Here is a 22,943-nt window from a genome sequence, read left to right on the forward strand (position 1 = left end):
AATGAAAAAGGCAGCTTGTTAGCTGCCTTTTTCATTTATTAAATTTACAAATTCCTATTCCGAAGTAAATCTCTTATTTCAGTAAGTAAAATTTCCTCTTTAGAAAGGGTTGGTGTTGCAGGGGCAGCCTCTTCTTTGCGTTTTAAAGAATTAATGGATTTTACCATAGCAAAAATGGCTAGTGCAATAATTAAAAAATTAACTATAGTTTGAATAAAGTTTCCATAATTAATTGAGGCGCCTTCTTTGATAACCTTTTCTCCCTCCATGACAGGATTCGATAATTGAATCTTAAGCTCTGTAAAATCAACGCCACCAGTTATCATTCCAATAGGAGGCATAATTAAATCGTTTACTAAGGATGTAACAATAGACCCAAAAGCAGCACCAATAACAACAGCAACTGCTAAATCAATAACATTGCCTTTTACGGCAAATTGTTTAAATTCTGAAAAAAAGCTCATGGTTTAAATTATGTTTAAAGCCCAACTAAGAACAAATAATTTTACTTTAGTCGCTAAGAAGTATTATTCATTAAAATTATGGTTAAATAAATTTTTTCATAGCTAAAGCATCGATACGTTTATATATTAGAATAGTTAAATATAACTGTAAGGATAAAGAGTAGTACGCATACTTGCTCTGGTTACCAGCGTTATTCGTTGATTACAATACTTAATAAAGTTTTTAGTTATTTCAGACCGTAAAAATTTCTTTTCCGGATAATTTGGAATATCTTATTTTAAGCTGCTAGCGCATTTTTGCAGATTAATGAACCCTTTTGTTTATATTTGTCACTCATAATTATTGTTACCAGCTAACGCTGAAATGATGTCATTTAACAACCTGAAAACCAGCCTAGAAGGAGGCATTTTAACAATAACAGTAAGTCGCATTTCAAAATTAAATGCTCTGGATACGGAAACCATTGACGAAATCGGCTCGGCAATGCAGGAAGCATTTGATAATGATGAGGTGCGGGGCATTATATTTACCGGAGAAGGTGATAAAGCGTTTGTAGCGGGCGCAGACATTGCGGAAATATCGGGCTTAAACGAAATGATAGGCCGCCGTTTCTCTGAAAGAGGACAGGATATTTTTAGCATGATAGAAGAATCACCTAAGCCAGTAATAGCTGCGATAAATGGCTTTGCTTTAGGCGGAGGATGCGAATTAGCCATGGCCTGCCATATCCGTATTGCCAGTGAAAATGCGCAATTTGGTCAGCCGGAGGTAAAGCTAGGCTTAATTCCTGGTTTTGGCGGAACGCAGCGTTTAACGCAATTAGTAGGAAAAGGCAAAGCTATGGAATTAATGATGACCGGAGACATGATTACAGCCCAGGAAGCTTTGCGTTTAAGATTAGTTAACCATGTAACTACATTTGCTGATTTAATGCCAAAATCCAGAGAAATTATGAGCAAAATTGTTTCAAAAGCTCCTTTGGCTGTTGGTCTGATTGTAGATTGTGTGAATGCCTGGTACGATAAAGAAGAACATGGGTACCAAACAGAAGCTAATGCATTTAGCCGCTGTTGTGGGTCAGAAGATTTTGTGGAAGGAACGCATGCGTTTTTAGAAAAACGCAAAGCTAATTTCAGGGGTCAATAACTAATCCTGCTCACTTCAAAATTTTGCTTCAGCCAAGAAAAACCTGGACGGATGAGTGTTGCTAAAAAATTGGTAGGGCAAACGGCTGCCTATGGCATCAGCAGCATAATTGGGCGCCTGCTCAATTTTATGTTATTCCCATTGTACTTGGGCATCTTTGCGCCTGAGGACTATGGTGTTATAAACGGCCTTTACGCTTATGTTGGATTTTTTAACATCCTATATACATTTGGCCTGGAAACCGCCTTTTTTCGGTTTGCTAATAAGGCCGGAGCAGATCAGCAACAATTATATAACCGCGTTCTAACTTTTATTATAGTTACCAGTGTTGCTTTCACCGCCTCCATATTTATTTTAATTGACCCCATATCCCGTTTAATCGGTTTTCCGGAACAACAATTATTTATAAAGTGGTTGGCTTTGATACTTGCCATTGATGCCATTACGGCTATCCCCTTTGCCCGGCTCCGGCTACAAAACAAAGCGAAAAAATTTGCCAGTCTAAAAATGGCGAATATTTTACTTACTGTTTTTGCCAACGTCTTCTTTTATTATTTTTGCCACAATATTTACCAAGGCAACTTCTTACCTGAATTAAAACCAATAGTAGAGAAAATCTACTTCCCCGAATGGCGGTTGGGCTACATTTTTTTAATAAACCTTATTGCTAACTTTCTTTTATTGCCCCTCTTGTGGCGGGAGCTTATAGATTTCCGGTTTAAGCTGGATATTAGTTTTATGAAATCACTTTTCCAGTACTCCTACCCTATTATGTTTATGGGATTTGCTGGAATGGTGAATGAGCTATTGGATCGGATACTACTTATAAAAATATTACCAGAAAATTTCTATCCTAATTTAAGTAGTAAAGGCGCTTTAGGAGTGTATGGAGGCTGTTATAAGCTAGCTATGTTCATGACACTTACCATTCAGGCATTCCGGTACGCCGGCGAACCGTTTTTCTTTTCGCATGCTAAAGAAAAAAATTCTCCTACCACCTTTGCCCTGGTAATGAAATGGTTTGTTTTGGTATGTACTTTTATTTTCTTATTTGTAAGCGTTAACCTGGAAGACTTTAAGATTCTATTACGGAATCCTGAATATTACCAAGGCATGGGAGTTGTACCTATCCTTCTTTTAGCCAATTTATTTTTAGGGATTTATTACAATCTATCTGCCTGGTTTAAACTTACCGATAAAACGTATTTTGGCACAATTATCAGTTTTGGCGGAGCTGCTATAACTATTATTTTAAATGTGGCGCTCATTCCAGTTTTAGGCTTTATGGGCTGCGCCTGGGCCACCTTAGCCTGTTATTTTAGCATGGCATTTACCTGCTACCTCTTGGGCCAGAAATATTATCCTATTCCCTACCCGGTTACTTCTATACTGGCTTATATTTTGTTTGCTATTCTTCTGGTTTTAGCGGCTTTGTATGTTCCCATTACAGATACAATACTCCGTCATCTTTTCCACTTCGGGCTTTGCGTATTTTTCCTTCTGGTGGTTTATATAATTGAAAAACCAAAGTTTAAAACTAAATTTTAATTCCTATTTTTACCTGCCTCTATAATAGGTTTTAAATTATATTTAGCTATTTGATGGCTTTTGTAACCCATCTACCCCAGAATCAGTAAGGAATTTTCCAGAAATGAAAGTAAATATTATTAACCAATCCAAGCATGCTCTTCCGTCTTATCAAACTTCCAGTTCGGCGGGGATGGATCTACGGGCTAATTTAGAAGCCAGTATCCTCTTAAAGCCCTTACAACGGGTACTCGTACCAACTGGCTTATTTATAGAATTGCCGGATGGCTTTGAAGCTCAAATCAGGCCCCGGAGCGGATTAGCTTATAAACATGGAATATCTATTGTGAATAGCCCAGGAACTATTGATGCCGATTACCGTGGCGAAATAAAAGTATTATTAGTTAACCTCTCTGACCAGGAATTTACCGTAGAAGATGGTGAACGGATTGCCCAAATGGTTGTTGCCAAACACGAAACCATTGAATGGCAGGAGGCAAATGCCTTATCGGCCACGGAACGGGGAGCTGGAGGCTATGGCAGTACCGGTGTAAAATAAGATAGATCACTTTTTTAAATTGTTTTAGATCAATTATATTAAAAAACAGTATATTTCTAACAATACTTAAAAGGTTTTATATTAATTATTTATAAATACCTCAGACTTAAATCAAATAAAAAATAAAACTATGAGAATTATTGTTCCAATGGCTGGCATGGGCAAACGCATGCGTCCACATACTTTAACTGTTCCAAAACCACTGGTACCTATTGCGGGAAAACCAATTGTACAGCGGCTTGTAGAAGATATTGCAAAAGTTTGTCAGGAGCCTATTGAGGAGGTTGCTTTTATTATTGGCAACTTCGGGGAAGCTGTAGAAAAAAGTTTGATACAAATTGCTGAATCAGTAGGTGGAAAAGGAACAATTTATTATCAGGACCAGCCATTAGGTACAGCTCATGCTATTTTATGCGCTAAAGAGTCTTTAGAAGGTAAATTGGTAGTTGCATTTGCTGATACTTTGTTTAAGGCTGATTTTACGCTGGATACGTCTGCTGATGGCACCATTTGGGTACAGCAAGTTGAAGATCCTCGTCCTTTTGGCGTAGTAAAACTAAACGATCAGAATGTTATTACTGATTTCGTGGAAAAACCAGAAACATTTGTTTCTGACTTGGCTATTATTGGTATTTATTACTTTAAAGATGGTGCCTATTTACGCGACGAACTTCAGTATTTATTAGACAACGATATCAAAGATAAAGGAGAGTTTCAGCTTACCAATGCCCTGGAAAATATGAAGACTAAGGGTACCACTTTTATTCCAGGAAAAATTTCGGAATGGTTAGATTGCGGAAATAAAGATGCTACTGTTTATACAAACCAACGTTATTTAGAATACCTAAAAGATGAACAAGGTTTAGTAGCCTCTTCCGCAAAAATTACTAATTCTGTTATTATTCCTCCATCATTTATTGGAGAAAATGTAGTTCTGAACAATGCCGTAGTAGGTCCGCACGTTTCAATTGGAAATAACACGCAGGTTCACAATTCAGTAGTAAGTAATTCTATTGTGCAGGAAAATACCGTAGTTAAATCTGCTAACATAACTAATTCCATGTTGGGTAGTTTTGCTGTTTTTCAAGGTACTCCTGCCGATTTAAGTGTAGGCGATTACAACGTGCTGAAGCAATAAACTTTTTAATGATTTTATCTAAATACTTTTTCGTTCCTTGTCTGGGCCTGGCTTTACTTTTAGCCGGGCCAGGCTATGGACAAAAAAAGCAAAAAAAAAATAAGGCCGAAACACCTGCCGAACAGCCTTTATCCTTTGCCCAAAAAGATAAAAAGCTGGATAACCGGGAAAAAGAGGCAAGTGAATCTTTTTTTATTGAAGGAATGAAGTACATGATGCTCGAAGACTTTCCTAAAGCCTTGGAGCGTTTCCAGAGAGCCTACGCCATCAATTCTTCTAATGCAGCTCTTAATTATAAGATTGCTCAAACCATTATGCAGATGGGGCGGGCCAATGAAGCACTTCCTTTTGCTCAGGCTGCAGTAAACATAGATAGCTCCAACCCTTATTATTATTTATTATTAGCCCAGCTTTTTGGTGGACAAAATCGCTACGATGATGCAATCAAGGTATTAACAAAGCTTACCAAGGAATTGCCTAATACAGACCAATACCTGTTTCAGTTAGCGGATTTGTATTTGGCACAAAATAAATATGAAGACGCACTAAAAACGTACGACCGTATTGAAAAGCAATATGGTTTCATAGAGGAAATAGCTTATAAAAAGCAGCAAATATACCTTCGTCAAAATAACCTGGAAAAAGCTCTGAAAGAGGGGGAACAACTAATTTCCAGCGACCCGAATGAAATAAGATTTACGTTAGCTCAGGCAGAGATGCTGGCTAATAACAAAAAAACTGATGAAGCTATAGTTCTAGTAAATAAAGCCTTAAAAGCAGAAAAAAATAATGCACAGGCCCATTTGATGTTAGCCGAACTTTACCGGCAAAAAGGAAATCTAGCCGAATCTGAAAAAGAACTAAAATTAGCCTTTGGTAATCCAGGTTTGGAAATTGATACCAAAGTAAAAATATTAATAGATTATATCCGGCAAATGCCGGTACCTCCGGCTAAAGCCGATCCGGATTTACAAGACACTGCCCTTGAACTTGCCGATTTAACTATAAAGACGCACCCTACTGAAGCCAAAGCGTATGCCGTAGCCGGTGATGTACAGGCGCTGGCTCAAAAAAAGACTGACGCCAGAACAAATTATCTAAAGGCATTAAAGCTGGATAATTCCCATTTTAAAATTTGGCAGCAGGTAATCTTCCTTGAAGCAGAATTAGCGCAGACTGATTCGCTGGTGGTACATACCGAAAAAGCGCTTGAACTTTTCCCGAACCAGGCCATGCTGTGGTTCTACAATGGCACTGCCTACATGCTTAAAAAAGAACCGGCCCGGGCCATTAAATCTTTAGAGTATGGTAAAAAACTAACCATTGATAATGCTGAGCTACAAAACCAGTTTAACATTCAGTTAGGTGATTCTTATCAATCCCTGAAGGATTATCCAAAGTCGGATGCCGCTTATGAAAGCGTACTGGCCGCCGACCCTAATAACCCCCATGTGCTCAATAACTATAGCTATTATTTATCCTTGCGAGGGCAAAACCTAGATAAGGCAAAATCCATGTCGGAAAAGCTAGTAAAGCAAAACCCAAAAGAAGCTACTTATTTAGATACCCACGCTTGGGTGTTATATAAATTAAAAGAATACAAGGAGGCCCGTAAATATTTAGAAGAAGCTGTTTCTTTGAAAAAAGATGCCGATATTTTGGAACACTATGGGGATGTATTGTATCAGTTAGGAGAGAAAGAATTAGCCTTGGAGCAATGGAAAAAAGCTAAACAGATTGGAAAAGCGTCTGACCTAATTGACAAAAAGATAAAAGATAAAAAGCTTTATGAGTAATCGCCTCGCGTTGTTTTTGGCATTAAATTTATTATTTTTTATTTCCTCTTGTAAAAAGCAAACCATACCTGTTGCTTCCTCTACACCTACTCCTCCTTCAAGTAAAGTTGGCGCCCGAAACCTGGAATTCGATTACTTTTCTGCCCGCGGCAAGATACAGGTAGATGGAGGGAAAGAGAAAGTTTCATCCGCCATGTCTATGCGTATCCGCAGAGATAGTGTTATCTGGATTTCGGTAGTTCCGGCCTTAGGCATTGAAGTCGCCCGCATGCGCATTACCCAAGACTCGGTGCACATGATTAACAGGCTACAGAAGTACTATTTTGCCGGCGATTATTCTTTTCTTAAGCAACAGTTTAAGGTAGATGTAAATTACAATATGCTCCAGGCAATAATATTAGGCAATTATATAGCTGGTACGCCTGGTCAGGAGACAGTGGTTTCTGAAAATCCACAACCTCACATTCAACAAAGACAAAATAACTTAATACTAAATCAGTTTCTGGATGTGACTACTTCTAAATTACAAAAGGTAACCATTCAGGACGAAGCTTCTAAAAATAATTTAACGGCTACCTATTCGCAATTTAATCAGGTGATGAATAAACCTTTCGCTAAAACAGTTTCCATTACGGTACAACAAGGCGGAACAACCACTAATACTGGGGCTGTAATTGAGTATAGTAAAGTTGGCATTGATGAAGGCAAATTATCATTCCCGTTTGCGATACCGGAAGGCTACACCCGCAAGTAATCTTAAATAAATTAATCTTATTAGTTTTTTAGCCAATAGATTTATGATATTTGTAAATCTATTCGTGGTGAGTTTTATTGTTAATGCAGAGTTTCCTCAAATACTTTTTTCTAATTCTTCTTATTTCTGTCGCTAATCCAAGTTTCGGGCAGCAGCGTGGCAAAACTAAATCTAAAGCACAACTGGAACGGGAGAAAAGAGAAAACCTGAACAGAATAAAAGAAGCGAACCGTATTTTACAGCAAACAAAACAACAAAAAGAAGCCTCTATTGGGCAATTAAATGCTATTCAAGAGAAAATAACAGTTCAGAAAGGCCTTATCCGAAATATTTCCTCTGAGCTTACTTACATAGAAACCGATATGAAACAAACAGAATCAACGGTTTCTTCCTTGAAAACAGACCTGGAAAAATTAAAGGCAGAATACGCAGCAATGGTTTATGGTGCTGCAAAAACGGCCAATAGCTACAATAAAATGATGTTTTTATTTGCTTCCGATTCTTTCAACCAATTTGTAAGACGGTTAAGTTACCTGCGGCAATATTCAGAAGCACGTAAAAAGCAAGTAGCTCAAATAAACAATGTACAAACCTCTCTGGAACAGAAAATAGCCATTTTAAGCACCAGAAAACAGGAAAAGAAAAACCTACTGCATGTACAGGTAAAAGAAAACAAGAATTTACTCTCCTTAAAAAATCAGCAAAGCACGGTAATTACCCAATTAAGCCGGCAGGAAGAAAACTTACGGCAAGAAGTAGTACAGCGCCAACAGGCAGTACAAAAACTTAATAACCTGATTGCCGATATGGTGCGGGAAGAAATTGCCCGTTCCGCCCGGGCTGCTCGGGCCAACGCAGCCAAAAATCCGGAAGCAGCTGCAAACACCCGCGTTAACCGGGTTACGCTAACACCCGAAACCGCCTTGCTTTCTAGCTCCTTTGGAGGAAACAGAGGCCGCTTTTCCTGGCCCGTGGAGCGAGGGTTTATTTCGCAACGATTTGGCGTGCATCCGCATCCGGTGCTAAAACAAGTGAGCACCCAAAATAATGGCATCGAAATTCAAACCAACAGTGGGGAGCGAGCCCGTGCTATCTTTAAAGGCAAAGTAACTGCAGTGGCAAATATTGCCGGGTTAAACAACATTGTTATGATCCAGCACGGGGAGTATTTTACCGTTTATGCCAAGTTAAAGTCTGTTAATGTTTCCGAAGGACAAGCTATAAATGCCCATGATGTAATTGGAAATGTATATACCAATTCCGAAGGAACAACTGAATTACATTTTGAAATCTGGCGAAACGGAACTAAGCTAAATCCTGAAGGCTGGTTATTAACTAAGTAATCATTTTCAAAATTATTTCCCGCTCTTGCTAATCTTTTTCAACGGCTCAAAATCTTACTCTACAGCGGCCGTTTTACCTATTAGACGCTTATTTATGGCTTTATCCATTTAAAAAATAAATGGCTTACAAAGCTCTTTCGGAAATATTTCGCTAACTTTTTAAACTTTATAGGTAATCTTTATCTTATATTAAAAATAAGTCTAAATTTGTAATTCTAACTTTTAATTAAAAAATTATGTTACTTAACAATGTTCTTGCTTTTATTGGTGGCTTAGGTAGCACTGAAGTATTAGTTATCCTTGTAGTTATCTTATTACTTTTCGGTGCAAAACGTATCCCGGAATTAGCGAAAGGTTTAGGCCGTGGTATTCGTGAATTTAAAGACGCTACCAAAGAAATAAAAAGCGATATTGAGAAAGCTGCCAACGACGAAACTCCTAATAAATAATTAGTGGGTTTTATGAAAGTTGCAGCACTTGCCTTCCTGAGTGCAGGTGAGGCCTTTCTTATTATTGCAGTTTTATTACTCTTTTTTGGAGCAACCCGCATTCCAATAATTGGTCGCAACCTGGGTAAAAGTATCCGGGAGTTTAAAGACGCATCCAAAAAAGACGACCAAGAAAAAAAGTAAAACAACCTTTTATTAGCTTAAAATAAGTTTTGAAGCGCTATAATAGTCTTGAAGACGTTCATCAGGATATTAAGGCCGGCTTAGTTACGTGCCGCGACCTGGTGAATTATTATCTGAAAAATATTGAGCAAAAAAAACATCTGAATGCATATTTAGAAGTATTTGCTGAGGAAGCCCTAGCCCAGGCTGAAGTAGTAGACCGCAAAATTGCGGCAGGCACGGCAGGTCGGCTGGCTGGGATGGTAGTAGGTATAAAAGACGTTCTGGCGTACAAAGACCATTCGCTCCAATCATCAAGTAAGATTTTGGATGGCTTTAAATCTTTATACACAGCTACAGCCGTTCAACGGGTACTGGATGAGGATGCAATCATTATTGGGCGGCAGAATTGCGATGAATTTGCGATGGGTGCCTCTAATGAGACATCTGCATTTGGCCCTACCCTAAATGATTTTGATAACACACGAGTGCCCGGAGGTTCTTCAGGTGGTTCTGCAGTAGCAGTACAAGCTGATTTGTGTTTGGCATCCCTTGGCTCAGATACCGGTGGTTCAGTAAGACAACCAGCGGCTTTTTGCGATATTATCGGCTTCAAACCCACCTATTCCCGTATTTCGCGATACGGCCTAATTGCTTACGCTTCTTCTTTTGATCAGATAGGCACATTAACCCGAAGTGTAGAAGATGCGGCCTTGCTTTTAGAAATTATGGCAGGAGCTGATGAAAATGATAGTACCGTCAGCCATAAGCCTGTTCCGAGTTATACCGCAGAACTAAACAATAACCGTTCCTACCGCATCGGTTATATCAGCGACTCAATGGAAAGTGAAGGACTGCAGCCTGAAATAAAAGATGCTATGAATAATGCCATAGATCGTTTACGGGCAGAAGGACATACGGTAGAATCGGTTGATTTCCATTATTTAGATTACATAGTTCCTACTTATTATATTTTAACTACCGCCGAAGCCAGTTCTAATTTATCGCGCTATGATGGCGTAAAATTCGGTTACCGTAGTCCGGATGCTACCGACTTGGTTTCGATGTACAAAAAGACCCGAGCTCAGGGCTTTGGCCACGAAGTACAGAAGCGTATTATGTTAGGTACTTTTGTATTAAGTGCTGATTACTATGACGCATATTATACCAAGGCTCAACGTGTACGCCGCTTAATTAAAGAAAAAACCGAAGAATTACTGAGCCAATACGACTTCTTAATTACACCAACTACTCCTACAACAGCATTCCCGCTTGGTGGAAATGATGCTGATCCGTTAGCCATTTACCTGGCCGATATATTCACAGTTCAGGCTTCCTTATCAGGAGTACCGGCTATTTCTGTTCCGGCTGGCTACGACAACAAAGGTTTATCTATTGGTTTACAAATAATAACAAAACCATTTGCCGAATCACAATTATTTGCTTTTTCTAAATTAGTTAACGAAACGATTGTAGCAGTTTAATTATGAAACAACCTTTAAAAGTTCTTTTTCTCTTTTTAACATTTATCTCGGTTCCCTATTTTTCCTCATTTGGTTCCAATAAATTATATCAAGGGAAAAAGTTCTTTTTAAGCGATTCCATAAAACCTGCCTTTGCAGATACCAGTAATTTTCTAACCCTTCCTATTTTTGTTCGGCAGGATACCGTTCCGGTTATACCAAATGAATTGGTTCAAGACCGGTTATCCTGTTTACAAAGCACTATGCCCTTACATTACAATAGCTATGTACAAGCTATTGTAAATTATTTTACCATCCGGAACCGTAAATACACCCGGCGAATTTTGGAACGGCAAAATGTTTACTTTCCGCTATTTGAAAAATACTTAGCTAAATATAATTTACCTGACGAGTTAAAATATTTATCGGTAGTAGAATCCGCATTAAATCCAAAGGCAACTTCCTGGGCAAAAGCCGTTGGGTTATGGCAATTTATGTCTCCTACCGCCAATGATTTCAAACTGGTCATGAATCCGTACATTGATGAAAGGATGGATCCGGAGAAATCTACGGAAGCAGCCTGTAAATTTCTGACGCAGTTGTATCGCATTTTTGGAGATTGGGAATTAGCCCTGGCCGCTTATAATTGCGGACCAGGAAATGTAAAAAAAGCTATTGCCCGCTCGGGTGGCAAAAAAACATTTTGGGAAATATTTAATTATTTGCCTAAAGAAACCCGTAGTTATGTTCCGTCTTTTACGGCAGTAATGTATACCATGAACTTTGCACCGGAACACGAAATTTTTCCGGATACCTTATTATTTGCTCAGGAACTGGATACGGTACTTATAAACCAATCCTTAGATTTAGCTAAGCTTTCTGTACAGTTAAGTTTGCAGCAGGATGCCATAAGTAAACTGAATCCGGCAGTCCGGAAAGGTTATTTACCTGAAAACACGAAAGCTTATCCATTAAAAGTACCAGCTCAAAAAAGAGAAATTTTAGCTTTTAACCGCAGTGCTATTCTTGATTCTTGCCGGATGCCAGTTGTGGCTCCTGTTGTTCCGGCAACTATGTTGGCTTCAACTGCAGCTACTCTTCAAACGGCTGTTGCTTCTACCAACAGCACCACCAAACGAAAAAATGTTATTGCCATAACTCATCCGGCAGATTCTGTTTCCCGCGACTCTTTACAAAGAACCATCTACGTGGTGGCTAAAGGAGACAACTTATATAAAATAGCCCGACAACACGAAGTAACAGTTGATCAATTAAAAGCTTGGAATAAACTAGGAGATGCCGGTTTATTAGTAGGGCAATCATTACTTGTTTTTACACCTGTACCGGTAAAAACTGAATCAGAAAGAGCTATGGTTGCTAAAGCACCAGAACCTACTACCGAACAACCTAAAACTACATCAGTGGCAGAGCCGCTTAAGCAGTCAACCAAAAATAAAAAATCTACGGTAGAATCGTTTAAAGTTATTCATGCTGTGCAACCTGGAGATACACTATGGAATATCTCAAAGAGGTACAATAATATTTCAATAGAGCAAATTAAGAAATTAAATAAACTTAAAACCAACGAAATAAAGCCTGGACAAAAACTTGTTCTGGGCTAATAGCATACCTTATTGTAAATTAAACAAGAATCTCAGGAATCTCCTGAGATTTTTGTTTATATTGCCTTTCATTTAGATCTGAAACAGAAATGTTATGAACAAAATAAATAAGCAAGACGCCTTAAATTACCACCAGTTCGACCAACCTGGAAAGATTGAAGTTGTGCCAACCAAAATGTTGAGCACACAGTACGATTTAGCATTGGCTTATTCGCCAGGGGTGGCAGAGCCTTGCCTGGAAATTGCGAATAACATAGAGGATGCTTACAAATATACTGCGAAAGGAAACTTAGTAGGAGTAATATCGAATGGCACCGCAGTATTAGGATTGGGTAACATTGGACCGGACGCCTCTAAACCGGTAATGGAAGGTAAAGGAGTTTTATTTAAAAAGTTTGCTGGCATTGATGTTTTTGATATTGAAATAAACGAGACCGATCCGGACGAATTCATTAAGATCGTAAAATCGTTAGAGCCTACTTTCGGGGGTATTAACTTGGAAGACATTAAAGCGCCGGAATGTTTTAAAATTGAAACAGCCTTACGGGAGCAAATGAATATCCCAGTTATGCACGACGATCAGCATGGCACAGCCATAATTTCCAGTGCAGCTTTATTAAATGCCCTGGAAATAGTAGGTAAGGATATTAAAACCATTAAAATGGTGGTGAACGGTGCCGGAGCTGCCGCGATTTCCTGCCTCAAATTATATGTATCGCTAGGCTTAAACATAAATAATTTAGTTGTCTTCGACAAAGATGGTATCATAAATGCCGAGCGGGACGACCTAGACATTTTCAGAGCACAGTTTGTTACGCAGCGGGCTATCAAAACCTTAGAAGAAGCCTTAACCGGAGCTGATGTATTTATTGGACTATCTGCCGGTAATGTTTTACCTCCGGAGTATGTCAAGTTAATGGCTAATGATCCCATAATTTTTGCTTTAGCTAATCCTAACCCGGAAATTGCTTATGACCTGGCTATGTCTGTGCGGAAGGATCTTATTATGGCCACAGGCCGCTCCGATCATCCGAACCAGGTTAATAACGTTTTAGGTTTCCCATACATTTTCCGAGGTGCGTTAGATGTGCGGGCTACTGAAATTAACGAAGAAATGAAATTGGCTGCTGTTAAGGCTTTAGCTCTATTGGCTAAAGAACCAGTACCGGAAATTGTAAACAAAGCCTACGGCGATAATACTATTTGTTTTGGAAGAGAATATTTAATACCAAAACCATTAGACCCACGGTTGATTACAGCAATTAGCCCGGCAGTTGCCAAAGCGGCAATAGATTCTGGTGTGGCCCGCAAAACTATTGAAGATTGGGAAGAATACGATCAGATATTACAAGAGCGGATAGGTATTGATCAGAAATTAATGAACCGCATTATCAACCAGGCGAAGAAAAATCCTAAACGGGTGGTTTTTGCCGAGGCAGATCATTTTAAAATCTTGAAATCTGCTCAGATAGTGATGGATCAGAAGATTGCTCATCCAATTCTTTTAGGAGATACGGCTACTATTAAGGCACTTTGTGAAACTCATGGATTAGACTTACATGATGCCACCATTGTTGATCCGGCAAAAGAAACGGAAATGCGTGAGGAATTTGCACAGTTGCTATACCAAAAGCGGCAACGGAAAGGTATGACCTTATTTGATGCCCGCCAAGCCATGCTCTCCCGCAATTATTTTGGTAGCATGATGGTTGAAACAAACCGGGCCGATGCGCTGATATCAGGATTAACCAAAGATTATTCCAAAACTATTTTACCTGCGCTGCATGTAATTGGGGTAGAAAAAGGAATAAATAAGGTAGCAGGTATGTACATTGTACAAAACAGAAAAGAACCTTATTTTTTAGCCGATACTACCGTAAATGTTGATCCTACGGCCGAAGAACTTTGCGATATTATTGCTTTAACAGCTCGTGCTGTTCGTTTCTTCGATACAGAACCTCGCATGGCTGTTCTTTCTTACTCTAATTTTGGTTCTAACCGCGGAGAAATACCTAATAAAGCAGCCGAGGCCGTAGCGTTGGCCAGAAAGCGTTTTCCGGATTTAATAATTGATGGAGAGTTGCAGGCTAATACGGCCGTAAATAAAAAACTTATTCAGGAGCATTATCCATTTAGCCAGTTAGCAGAAAAAGGTGCCAACACCCTTATATTCCCTGACTTAAATTCCGGCAATATTGCTTACAAATTATTACAGGAAATAGGTGGTGCCGAAACAATTGGACCACTTTTAATGGGAATGCGGCGCCCGGTTCATATTCTGCAATTAGGTTCCTCTACCCGTGAAATTGTAAATATTGTGGCTATTGCTGTAGTAGATGCCCAACAACCTCATAAACAAGCATAAAATTTAAAGATAAATTCTATCGTTAATTTTAAAATTATAAAAAGCTTTAGTCTGTTAAAGGCTAAAGCTTTTTTAATGTTACTAATATCCTGTAATTTGCAGCTTAATACGCCATCAGGATATTATTATAAATATAGAAATATTACTATCTAAATAAGAAAAAGTACGTAGGTTATTTTTAATAAACTACCTCAGCAAGTTTAACTCTAATTTACGAAAAGCATGATAGCCTATATAGATGGCAAGCTTACCCACAAAGATCCAACCTATGTTATTATTGATGTGAATGGAGTAGGTTACCAGATTAAAATATCTTTAAATACCTATTCTAAATTAGCCGAAGGCGAACGTTGTAAATTACATACCTTCCTGCATATTAAAGAAGATGCCCACACCTTATATGGATTTAGTGAACTAGCTGAAAAAAATGTTTTTCTCCACCTTATTTCTATTTCTGGGGTGGGACCTGGTACTGGTTTGATGATTGTATCTTCTTTAACAGTAAATGAAATTCAGCAGGCAATTGTTCAGGAAGATGTGCGTACGATTCAAAATGTAAAAGGAATAGGCGTTAAAACTGCCCAGCGGATTATCTTAGAATTAAAAGATAAATTCCGGAAAGACAACATGATAGATGCATCCAATATTAGCGCTGTTTCACACAATACCAATCGTAATGAGGCGTTATCTGCATTGATTACGCTCGGGTTTGCCCGCAACGTAGCCGAAAAAACGCTGGACGCAATCATAAAGCGCGATGGCAGCAATCTGAGCGTGGAGGAATTAATTAAATTAGCTTTAAAAACTTCGTAAAATACGAATCGGAATACGCTTGAGCAAAAAATACCATTTAATCTTCTCCTCAGTTACTATTATTGCTTTCTTAATCTGGATGACGGACGCTATGTCCTTCAACGGGACAGGCTTGCCGCGTATTTCCACTTCGTGGCAAACTGCCGTACCCCAAGACACCATAGATCCGGATTCGAGCAAAAACAGTTCCTATATAAAATCCCGGCGGCCTACTTATAAGCCAAAGGACCGTCTAAGTGATCCTTTTTCTAACCAGGGCAGCTCCTCTCCTCTTTTATTAGAAAATCCGTCCAATATAAAAATGGACGTGGAATATAATGATAGTTTAAGGCGCTTCGAGATTTCTGAAAAAGTAGGAAATATGGATTATAGAAATCCTACTATGATGACTTTTGAGGAATATTCCCGGTTTCAGCAACAACAGGCAATTCGTAATTACTGGCGTGCTAAATCAGAAGGTGGGGTAACCGGCCAACCCGGCACTGGTAGCTCCCGCTTAATTCCTAGAATAAGTGTTGCTAATCCGCTCTTCGACCGCATCTTTGGTGGAAGCGCCGTAGATATTCAAACTAATGGGAACGTTGGTTTGAAATTTGGGGCCCGGTTTAACCGGAACTTTAACCGTTCTCTTCCTTACCGACAGCAACGCATTGGCGATTTTGATTTTGATCAGAATATGGCCTTGAATGTGGTCGGGAAAATCGGGGATAAAATGAAGCTCAACTTCAACTGGGACACCAAAGCAAATTTTGAGTTTGAAAATAACATTAAATTAGATTATACTGGTTATGAAGAAGAAATACTCCGGAAGGTAGAAGCAGGTAATGTCAGTTTACCATTAAATAATAGCTTAATAACTGGCGCTCAGAATTTATTTGGGATTAAAGCTCAATTTCAGTTTGGCCGTTTATCGGTTACTACCATTGCCTCTAATGTTAGAGGACGAAACGATGAAGTAAATATTCAAAACGGCTCGCAAAGCCGGGACTTTGAAATAAAAGCCAGCCAATACGAACGCGACCGCCATTTCTTTTTATCTCATTTTTTCCGGGACCGATATGACCGGGCTTTACAAAACCTGCCCCTGGTACGATCTGGTATTGCCATCAGAAGAGTAGAAGTATTTGTTGTAAGCGATAACCGGGCCACTGAAAACCTCCGCAATGTAGTGGCACTAATGGATTTAGGCGAAGCCGATCCTGCTAAAATTCACCGCCAGCAATTTGTTAATGGAGCTCCTGGCCGACCAGCAAATAACGGTTCTAACAATTTATACCAACTATTAACCAGCTCCCCAGGCAACCGAAATAAAGATGGCGTTGATCAATTTTTAGAAGGCCGTAACTTACAGAAAACCATTGATTTTGAGCACGTACGGGCCAGGCGTTTGGATCCGCGGGAATATAAATTTAATCCGCAATTAGGTTATGTTTCTTTAAATACTCCCCTCCTGCCTGAGCAAACCTTAGGTGTTGCTTACGAATATACTTTAAACGGCCAAACCTACCAGGTAGGAGAATTGCAGGACGATTACCAGAACGTAAAGGAAGATCAGGTTATTTTCATAAAGTTATTACGTTCTACTAACCCAGCTCCTATTAATTTGCCTATCTGGGACCTGATGATGAAAAACATCTACTCGCTGAATGCTACGCAGGTAACCCGTCAGAATTTTCAGTTACGGTTAGTTTACAAGGATGACGAATCGGGAGTAGACCTTACCAGTTTAAAAGAAGGGCAACGCATAGCCAATATTCCGTTAGTAGAAGTATTAAATTTAGATAATGTTAATACCAATAACGACCCGCCAAGTGATGGCAACTTTGACTTTTTAACCGATATTACCATTGACCCGGATAACGGCAGAATAATTTTCCCGGTAGTAGAGCCATTTGGGTCTTTTTTAAATAACCAATTTTTGCCGGAGGAACAAAACCTACGAGAAAAATATGTTTACCAGGAACTCTACGAACTAACCCAAACAGACGCCCAACAAATAACTGATAAAGATAAGTTTTTCCTGAAAGGGCGTTATCAGGCCAGTTCTTCTAATGAAATTGCTTTACCCGGTATTCAAATTGCTCCGGGCTCGGTTACTGTTTATTCCGGAGGTACCCGATTAACGGAAGGCGTAGATTACCAGGTAGATTATAATATAGGTCGGGTAAAAATATTAAACCCAAGTTATCTAAGTTCAGCCAACAACCTGAAAGTTAATTTTGAACGTGCTGAAATTATAAATCCGCAGCCACGGGCCCTGGTAGGTGCTCGGTTAGATTACCGCATCAACAACGACATTAATTTTGGAGGTACAGTCCTGCATTTGGGCGAAACACCTTATAACAACAACCGTGTAGCCCTTGGCGATGAACCAAGTAACAATACCATTTATGGTTTAGATGTTAACCTGCGCCGCGACTCCCGTATGCTTACCAAGCTTACAGATATGTTGCCGCTGATTCAAACAAAAGCTCCTTCTACCATCACCTTTAATGCTGAATTTGCCCAGTTACTTCCAGCTAAGCCTAAATTATTGGGAGAAAACGGTGTTTCTTATATTGATGATTTTGAAGGTACTGAGTCTGGTTTTACTTTAACGGGTAACTACACCGGCAATAACTGGCGGTTAGCCTCTACGCCTGCTCCACTTATCGGCCTTAACTCAATTGATAATTCCGGTAGAGAATATGCTTATAACCGCGCCAAGCTAGCCTGGTATACCATTGATCAGGGCATTTATTACCGTAACGGGCCCCAGCACCCGAGCAACATTACCCAGGAAGTCCTAAAAAACCATTACATCCGTGGTATAAGCCGTCAGGAAATTTTCCAGAACCGCGATTTAGATGCCATTAATAATTTTGAATACTCTTTTGATATGGCCTACTACCCGAGAGAGCGTGGCCAGTATAATTATAATCCCAACGTAAGTTCTGATGGCAAATTCCTGAATGGAGATCCACGAAATAACTATGGGGGTATAAGCCGGGAAATTACTTTTGACAATGACTTTGATAATGCCAATGTAGAGTATATTGAATTCTGGATGATGGATCCCTTTATTCAAAGCCCAGGCGGGTATGCTAACATTGATGATGATGACGGCAATAACAAACCTAATACCACTGGCGGAGAACTGGTTTTAAACCTGGGTAATGTTTCAGAAGATTTACTCAAAGATCAGGGTAAATACGAATTTGAGAACGGCTTGCCTACTACTCCTTATAACGACGATCCTACAGTTACCCCAAAACCAGATACTCAACGTACGCCCTGGGGCTTTGTTACCCGTCTTCCTTTCCTGACTGATGCTTTTGATAATAATAACGATGCCCGTCAATTTCAGGATATAGGGTTAGACGGCTTAACCGATACCGAAGAGCAAGCTTTTTTCCGGAATGTTAGTCCGGTTTATGCAAATATAGCAGACCCTTCAGGCGATAACTTTAAGCACCACTTAAATGCTGAATACAATCAGAGGCAGGTAAAAGTATTGGGCCGATACAAAAACTTTAACGGGATGGAGGGTAACTCCCGGATAAATTCGATTGAGGCTTCTTATGCCTATCCAGACAAAGAAGATTTAAATAAAGACAATGTAGTAAGCGATGTTGAACGGTATTACGAGTACAAAATTCGCTTAAGGCCTAATCAGTTAAATATTGGGGAAAACTTTATTGTAGATAAAGTAGACTATGTGGAGCCAAACACCAAAGACAAGGTAACCTGGTATCAATTCCGGGTACCGGTAAGAAAACCAACTAATAACATTGGCGGCATCAATGGCTTTAAATCCATCCGGTTCTTCCGGATGTACTTAACCCAGTTTCAGGAGCCAGTTGTGTTGCGCCTGGTTTCTTTTCAGTTTGTAGCCAACCAGTGGCGCAGGTATTTGGGTTCTATTTCGGACGGCGGTGTGCCTTGCGTAGGTAATTGCGATACCAGTGTAGAAAATTTCACCATATCCACGGTAAATGTCGAGGAAAACGGCCAGGGTAGAGTACGAAAGAATGAAAGTATTCCGTACACCTTACCTCCGGGAATTATTCGTCTGCGCGATAATACCTCTACGCTGGCCAACCGTCGCCAGAACGAGCAATCGCTGCAGATATGTGTGGAAGACTTGAAAGATACTTTTGGACAAGCCGTTTATAAAAACATATCGATGGATATGCTTATTTATAAGCGTCTGAAAATGTTTATTCATGCCAATAGCCCGGACGGAAGCACTCAGAACGGCGAAGTAAGAGCTTTCATCCGGATAGGTACCGATTATACCCAAAACTATTATGAATATTCTGTTCCACTAGAGATTACGCCTAAAAACGCAACAACTCAGTTAGATATCTGGCGGGCCAACAATTTTATTGATTTGGCTTTACAGGATTTAGTAAATGTAAAGGCAGAGCGAAATCAGAATATGGGCAATGATCTGAGCATTTTTCAACCATACAAGAAAACCTTAGGCAATGGCCATACCATAACGGTAGTAGGTAATCCTGATTTAAGCACTGTTCAGGGCATTATGCTAGGAGTTTTAAACCCACGTACTTCTGACCGCTCCGGAAAATCAGTGTGTATTTGGTTTAACGAATTACGTGTAGCTGATTTTGATAAAACAGCAGGCTGGGCAAGCAATGCCCGTTTCAATGCTAAAATTGCTGACTTTGCTACTGTCACAGCCACCGGAAGCTATGCTACAGTAGGTTTCGGATCATTACAGCAAAAAATTGCGCAACGGGCCAGGGCCAATACCATGCAGTTTGATGTGAATGCTAATATTGCCGCAGATAAATTTATTCCGGAAAGAGCCGGTGTCCGGATTCCGGTCTCGGTGCAATACGGAACCACCATGGTAGAACCCCGTTGGGACCCGCTTGATCCGGACATGCCATTACAACAATCTCTTCAAAAGTTTGATGATAACCCAGCCATGCGCAGCCAGTACCGGCAAGAGGTGATTGGCCAGGTAACAAATAAAACTGTAAGCCTTTTAAACGTAAGAAAGGAACGTATTGGAAATGACACCAAAGTTCGTCCTTACGATATTGAAAATATTTCTTTGTCTTATGCCTATAATGAACGCTTACGCACCGATGTAGTAACGGACAGGGATTTAACCAAAAATTATACGGGTAGTGTAGCTTATACTTATAATAATACGCCTAAAAACTATGCGCCTTTAACTAATTTTAAAGTACTGCAATCGCCATATTTTAGGTTTTTGAAAGACTTTAACATTACGCCGTTGCCAAGTCGGGTTGCTTTCCGGGCCGATATTGACCGCCGGTATAACGAGATATTCCTGCAACGCCGGCTTGGTCTAAACGACTTACCGTCTAGTGCAGGTATTCCGGGTGTTTTCCAAAAATATTTTTTCTTTAACCGGATCTATGATTTAAAATGGGACTTAACCAAAAGTCTTATTTTTGATTATACAGCCACGAACCGGGCCGTTATAGACGAACCAGCCGGACAGATAGATCGAAACAGTGAAGATGCTTTAATCCGCCGGAACAGCCAGGAAATCTGGAAAAATTTAGGCCGCATGGGCCGGACAACTAATTTCGATCAATTAGCCGCAATCACTTACCGTTTACCTTTAGATAAGTTCCCATTAACCGATTGGATTAGCGCCGATACCCGTTATGCTGCCGGCTACACCTGGACATCAGCGTCCACCGCCCTTATTAGCGATACGTTGCGCATTGGTAACACTATACAAAACCACACCGAAACCAGTGCAACCGGTAAAATAGATTTAGTAAGACTATATAATAAAGTAAGGTTTTTACAAGCTATCAACAACCCGGCCCCCCCAGCTCCTGCTTCCGGGGTGGGTCAGCCTTTAAACCGTCCAGCTACTCCGGATACTACTGCCAAAAGGCCAGAGTTTAAAGCGCTTAAAGCAGTTTTACGTTCCTTAATGACTGCCCGGAGCATTAATTTCTCTTATGCCTTAACGCAAGGAACTTTGTTACCCGGATATTTGCCCCGCACCAAGTTCTTAGGTTTATCGCAGGAAGATGAATATAGAAATGCGCCAGGTATGCCATTTATATTAGGAAAGCAATACCAGTTGGAAAGTTTATACCGTTTAGCCGAAAGCCGAAACTGGTACACCGACCGAAGTGAGTTATTAAACACGCCACTTAGTAATCTAAAAACGCAGAACTTTACCATAAGAACAGCTTTAGAACCATTCCGGAACTTTAACATTCAAATCGACGCTAAGCAAGATCGGTCAGAAATAGAAGAAGTTTTCTACCGTAGGCCTATAGACGAAGCAACAGGAAATCCAGTACCAGGAGCTAGTCCTGAAAGGCAGAACCCCTTCCAAACCGGAGCCTTTAGTTCTTCATTTATTGCTATCCAAACTTTGTTTGAATCCAGCCGGGGAACTTCCTCCGATGCCTTTGACAGATTTATCCAGAACCGGCAGCAGATATTAGACAAACTAGAGACCGCTAATCAGGGATCAGGCAATTATGCTATAAACTCCCAGGATGTATTAATGCCAGCCTTTTTATACGCGTATCAAGGCAAAGACATTAATGATTACGAGGCCAGGCCTTCCCGACCTTTTGGAGTATTCCCTCTGCCTAACTGGCGCTTTGATTATAATGGTTTAACAGATCTAGGAATTATTAGAAAGCATTTTAGCTCTGTCACTTTATCGCATGTGTATAATGCCAGTTATAATATAACTAACTTCTCTACTTCTCCGGAGTATAGTCGTGAGCCGGGCCGAAATGAATTGCCTACGCAGGTAAATACCCGGGGCGAGTATACCCCTTATTATATTATTAGTCAGGTTTTAATTTCTGAAAGACTGGCCCCATTAATAGGTGTCAATTTCCGGACAAGAAACAATATTTCTGGCCGGTTAGAATACCGTACTGAACGCAACCTGGCGATGAATATGACCAATGCTCAGGTAACGCAAAATGGCATTAAAGACTTTGTAATTGGTATGGGCTATACCACTAATAATTTCAGATTGCCATTTAAAATTAATGGTGAATATAAAACCCTGAAAAATGATTTAAATGCCCGGTTAGATTTAACCATTCGGGATAACAGCACCATTCAGCGAACTATTGTTTCAGAAGATAATACCCCGGAAAAGAGCCGCAACGTGGTTACCAACGGTACCTTACAAATGCAATTACGACCAACTATTGATTACACCTTAAATCAGCGTTTAAACATTCAGTTTTATTTTACCCGGGTAGTCTCTTCTCCTAAGGTGGCTAACTCATTCAAGAACACTGTTACAGAGGGTGGTATTCAGCTCCGTTATAGTTTATCGCAATAAGCCTGAATATTTTTGAAAAAAGA

General features: G+C 39.8%; 15 protein-coding genes. 14 read left to right on the forward strand and 1 reads right to left on the reverse strand.

Annotated features, from left to right (window positions below):
• Positions 1–44 precede the first annotated feature (44 nt).
• The gene (gene mscL, locus ADHAQ_RS0111575) at positions 45–464 is read right to left on the reverse strand and encodes a large-conductance mechanosensitive channel protein MscL (protein WP_026463073.1); all 420 of its coding nucleotides are present in this window, start codon (positions 462–464) and stop codon (positions 45–47) included.
• A gap of 364 nt (positions 465–828) precedes the next feature.
• On the opposite strand from mscL, the gene ADHAQ_RS0111580 reads away from it, so the two are divergent.
• The 14 genes from ADHAQ_RS0111580 (at position 829) to sov (ending at position 22,920) form a co-directional block, all read left to right on the forward strand.
• Complete coding sequence (locus tag ADHAQ_RS0111580; protein ID WP_026463074.1) at positions 829–1,611, forward strand: enoyl-CoA hydratase/isomerase family protein; 783 nt, start codon at positions 829–831, stop codon at positions 1,609–1,611.
• Between the two features lie 51 nt (positions 1,612–1,662).
• Positions 1,663–3,159: an oligosaccharide flippase family protein gene (locus tag ADHAQ_RS0111585; protein WP_026463075.1), complete on the forward strand. Its 1,497-nt coding sequence runs from the start codon at positions 1,663–1,665 to the stop codon at positions 3,157–3,159.
• A 103-nt stretch (positions 3,160–3,262) separates the two neighbouring features.
• Positions 3,263–3,697: a dUTP diphosphatase gene (gene dut / locus ADHAQ_RS0111590; protein WP_026463076.1), complete on the forward strand. Its 435-nt coding sequence runs from the start codon at positions 3,263–3,265 to the stop codon at positions 3,695–3,697.
• A gap of 130 nt (positions 3,698–3,827) precedes the next feature.
• On the forward strand, positions 3,828–4,835 hold the full coding sequence (locus ADHAQ_RS0111595; RefSeq protein ID WP_026463077.1) for a sugar phosphate nucleotidyltransferase: 1,008 nt from the start codon (positions 3,828–3,830) through the stop codon (positions 4,833–4,835).
• Between the two features lie 8 nt (positions 4,836–4,843).
• Positions 4,844–6,631: a tetratricopeptide repeat protein gene (locus ADHAQ_RS25405; RefSeq protein WP_084523831.1), complete on the forward strand. Its 1,788-nt coding sequence runs from the start codon at positions 4,844–4,846 to the stop codon at positions 6,629–6,631.
• Positions 6,624–7,385: a lipoprotein insertase outer membrane protein LolB1 gene (gene lolB1, locus ADHAQ_RS0111605; protein ID WP_026463078.1), complete on the forward strand. Its 762-nt coding sequence runs from the start codon at positions 6,624–6,626 to the stop codon at positions 7,383–7,385. Before ADHAQ_RS25405 ends, lolB1 begins: the two co-directional genes overlap by 8 nt.
• An 83-nt stretch (positions 7,386–7,468) precedes the next feature.
• Positions 7,469–8,728 carry a murein hydrolase activator EnvC family protein gene (locus tag ADHAQ_RS0111610; RefSeq protein ID WP_026463079.1) on the forward strand — a complete coding sequence of 420 codons (1,260 nt, stop codon included), beginning with the start codon at positions 7,469–7,471 and terminating at the stop codon, positions 8,726–8,728.
• 236 nt (positions 8,729–8,964) lie between these two features.
• The gene (locus tag ADHAQ_RS0111615) at positions 8,965–9,177 is read left to right on the forward strand and encodes a Sec-independent protein translocase subunit TatA/TatB (RefSeq protein WP_026463080.1); all 213 of its coding nucleotides are present in this window, start codon (positions 8,965–8,967) and stop codon (positions 9,175–9,177) included.
• Positions 9,178–9,189: 12 nt separating this feature from the next.
• On the forward strand, positions 9,190–9,360 hold the full coding sequence (locus ADHAQ_RS25410) for a twin-arginine translocase TatA/TatE family subunit (RefSeq protein ID WP_071781169.1): 171 nt from the start codon (positions 9,190–9,192) through the stop codon (positions 9,358–9,360).
• Between the two features lie 29 nt (positions 9,361–9,389).
• Complete coding sequence (gene gatA, locus ADHAQ_RS0111625) at positions 9,390–10,823, forward strand: Asp-tRNA(Asn)/Glu-tRNA(Gln) amidotransferase subunit GatA (RefSeq protein ID WP_026463081.1); 1,434 nt, start codon at positions 9,390–9,392, stop codon at positions 10,821–10,823.
• 2 nt (positions 10,824–10,825) lie between these two features.
• Positions 10,826–12,424: a lytic transglycosylase domain-containing protein gene (locus ADHAQ_RS25415; RefSeq protein ID WP_051359864.1), complete on the forward strand. Its 1,599-nt coding sequence runs from the start codon at positions 10,826–10,828 to the stop codon at positions 12,422–12,424.
• 94 nt (positions 12,425–12,518) lie between these two features.
• Positions 12,519–14,789, forward strand: a complete 2,271-nt coding sequence (locus tag ADHAQ_RS0111635; RefSeq protein ID WP_026463082.1) for an NADP-dependent malic enzyme — start codon at positions 12,519–12,521, stop codon at positions 14,787–14,789.
• A gap of 222 nt (positions 14,790–15,011) precedes the next feature.
• Positions 15,012–15,602, forward strand: a complete 591-nt coding sequence (gene ruvA, locus ADHAQ_RS0111640; RefSeq protein ID WP_026463083.1) for a Holliday junction branch migration protein RuvA — start codon at positions 15,012–15,014, stop codon at positions 15,600–15,602.
• A 19-nt stretch (positions 15,603–15,621) separates the two neighbouring features.
• Positions 15,622–22,920 (forward strand): T9SS outer membrane translocon Sov/SprA, encoded by a 7,299-nt coding sequence (gene sov / locus ADHAQ_RS0111645; protein ID WP_051359865.1) that lies wholly within the window; start codon positions 15,622–15,624, stop codon positions 22,918–22,920.
• Positions 22,921–22,943 lie beyond the last annotated feature (23 nt).

The sequence above is a fragment of the Adhaeribacter aquaticus DSM 16391 genome, from assembly GCF_000473365.1.
Taxonomy (GTDB): domain Bacteria; phylum Bacteroidota; class Bacteroidia; order Cytophagales; family Hymenobacteraceae; genus Adhaeribacter; species Adhaeribacter aquaticus.

What these genes read in the sequence shown, in the direction of transcription:
- mscL (WP_026463073.1), bottom strand. Translation starts at nt 464, where the DNA reads ATGAGCTTTTTTTCAGAATTTAAACAATTTGCCGTAAAAGGCAATGTT.
- ADHAQ_RS0111580 (WP_026463074.1), top strand. Translation starts at nt 829, where the DNA reads ATGATGTCATTTAACAACCTGAAAACCAGCCTAGAAGGAGGCATTTTA.
- ADHAQ_RS0111585 (WP_026463075.1), top strand. Translation starts at nt 1,663, where the DNA reads ATGAGTGTTGCTAAAAAATTGGTAGGGCAAACGGCTGCCTATGGCATC.
- dut (WP_026463076.1), top strand. Translation starts at nt 3,263, where the DNA reads ATGAAAGTAAATATTATTAACCAATCCAAGCATGCTCTTCCGTCTTAT.
- ADHAQ_RS0111595 (WP_026463077.1), top strand. Translation starts at nt 3,828, where the DNA reads ATGAGAATTATTGTTCCAATGGCTGGCATGGGCAAACGCATGCGTCCA.
- ADHAQ_RS25405 (WP_084523831.1), top strand. Translation starts at nt 4,844, where the DNA reads ATGATTTTATCTAAATACTTTTTCGTTCCTTGTCTGGGCCTGGCTTTA.
- lolB1 (WP_026463078.1), top strand. Translation starts at nt 6,624, where the DNA reads ATGAGTAATCGCCTCGCGTTGTTTTTGGCATTAAATTTATTATTTTTT.
- ADHAQ_RS0111610 (WP_026463079.1), top strand. Translation starts at nt 7,469, where the DNA reads ATGCAGAGTTTCCTCAAATACTTTTTTCTAATTCTTCTTATTTCTGTC.
- ADHAQ_RS0111615 (WP_026463080.1), top strand. Translation starts at nt 8,965, where the DNA reads ATGTTACTTAACAATGTTCTTGCTTTTATTGGTGGCTTAGGTAGCACT.
- ADHAQ_RS25410 (WP_071781169.1), top strand. Translation starts at nt 9,190, where the DNA reads ATGAAAGTTGCAGCACTTGCCTTCCTGAGTGCAGGTGAGGCCTTTCTT.
- ADHAQ_RS25415 (WP_051359864.1), top strand. Translation starts at nt 10,826, where the DNA reads ATGAAACAACCTTTAAAAGTTCTTTTTCTCTTTTTAACATTTATCTCG.
- ADHAQ_RS0111635 (WP_026463082.1), top strand. Translation starts at nt 12,519, where the DNA reads ATGAACAAAATAAATAAGCAAGACGCCTTAAATTACCACCAGTTCGAC.
- ruvA (WP_026463083.1), top strand. Translation starts at nt 15,012, where the DNA reads ATGATAGCCTATATAGATGGCAAGCTTACCCACAAAGATCCAACCTAT.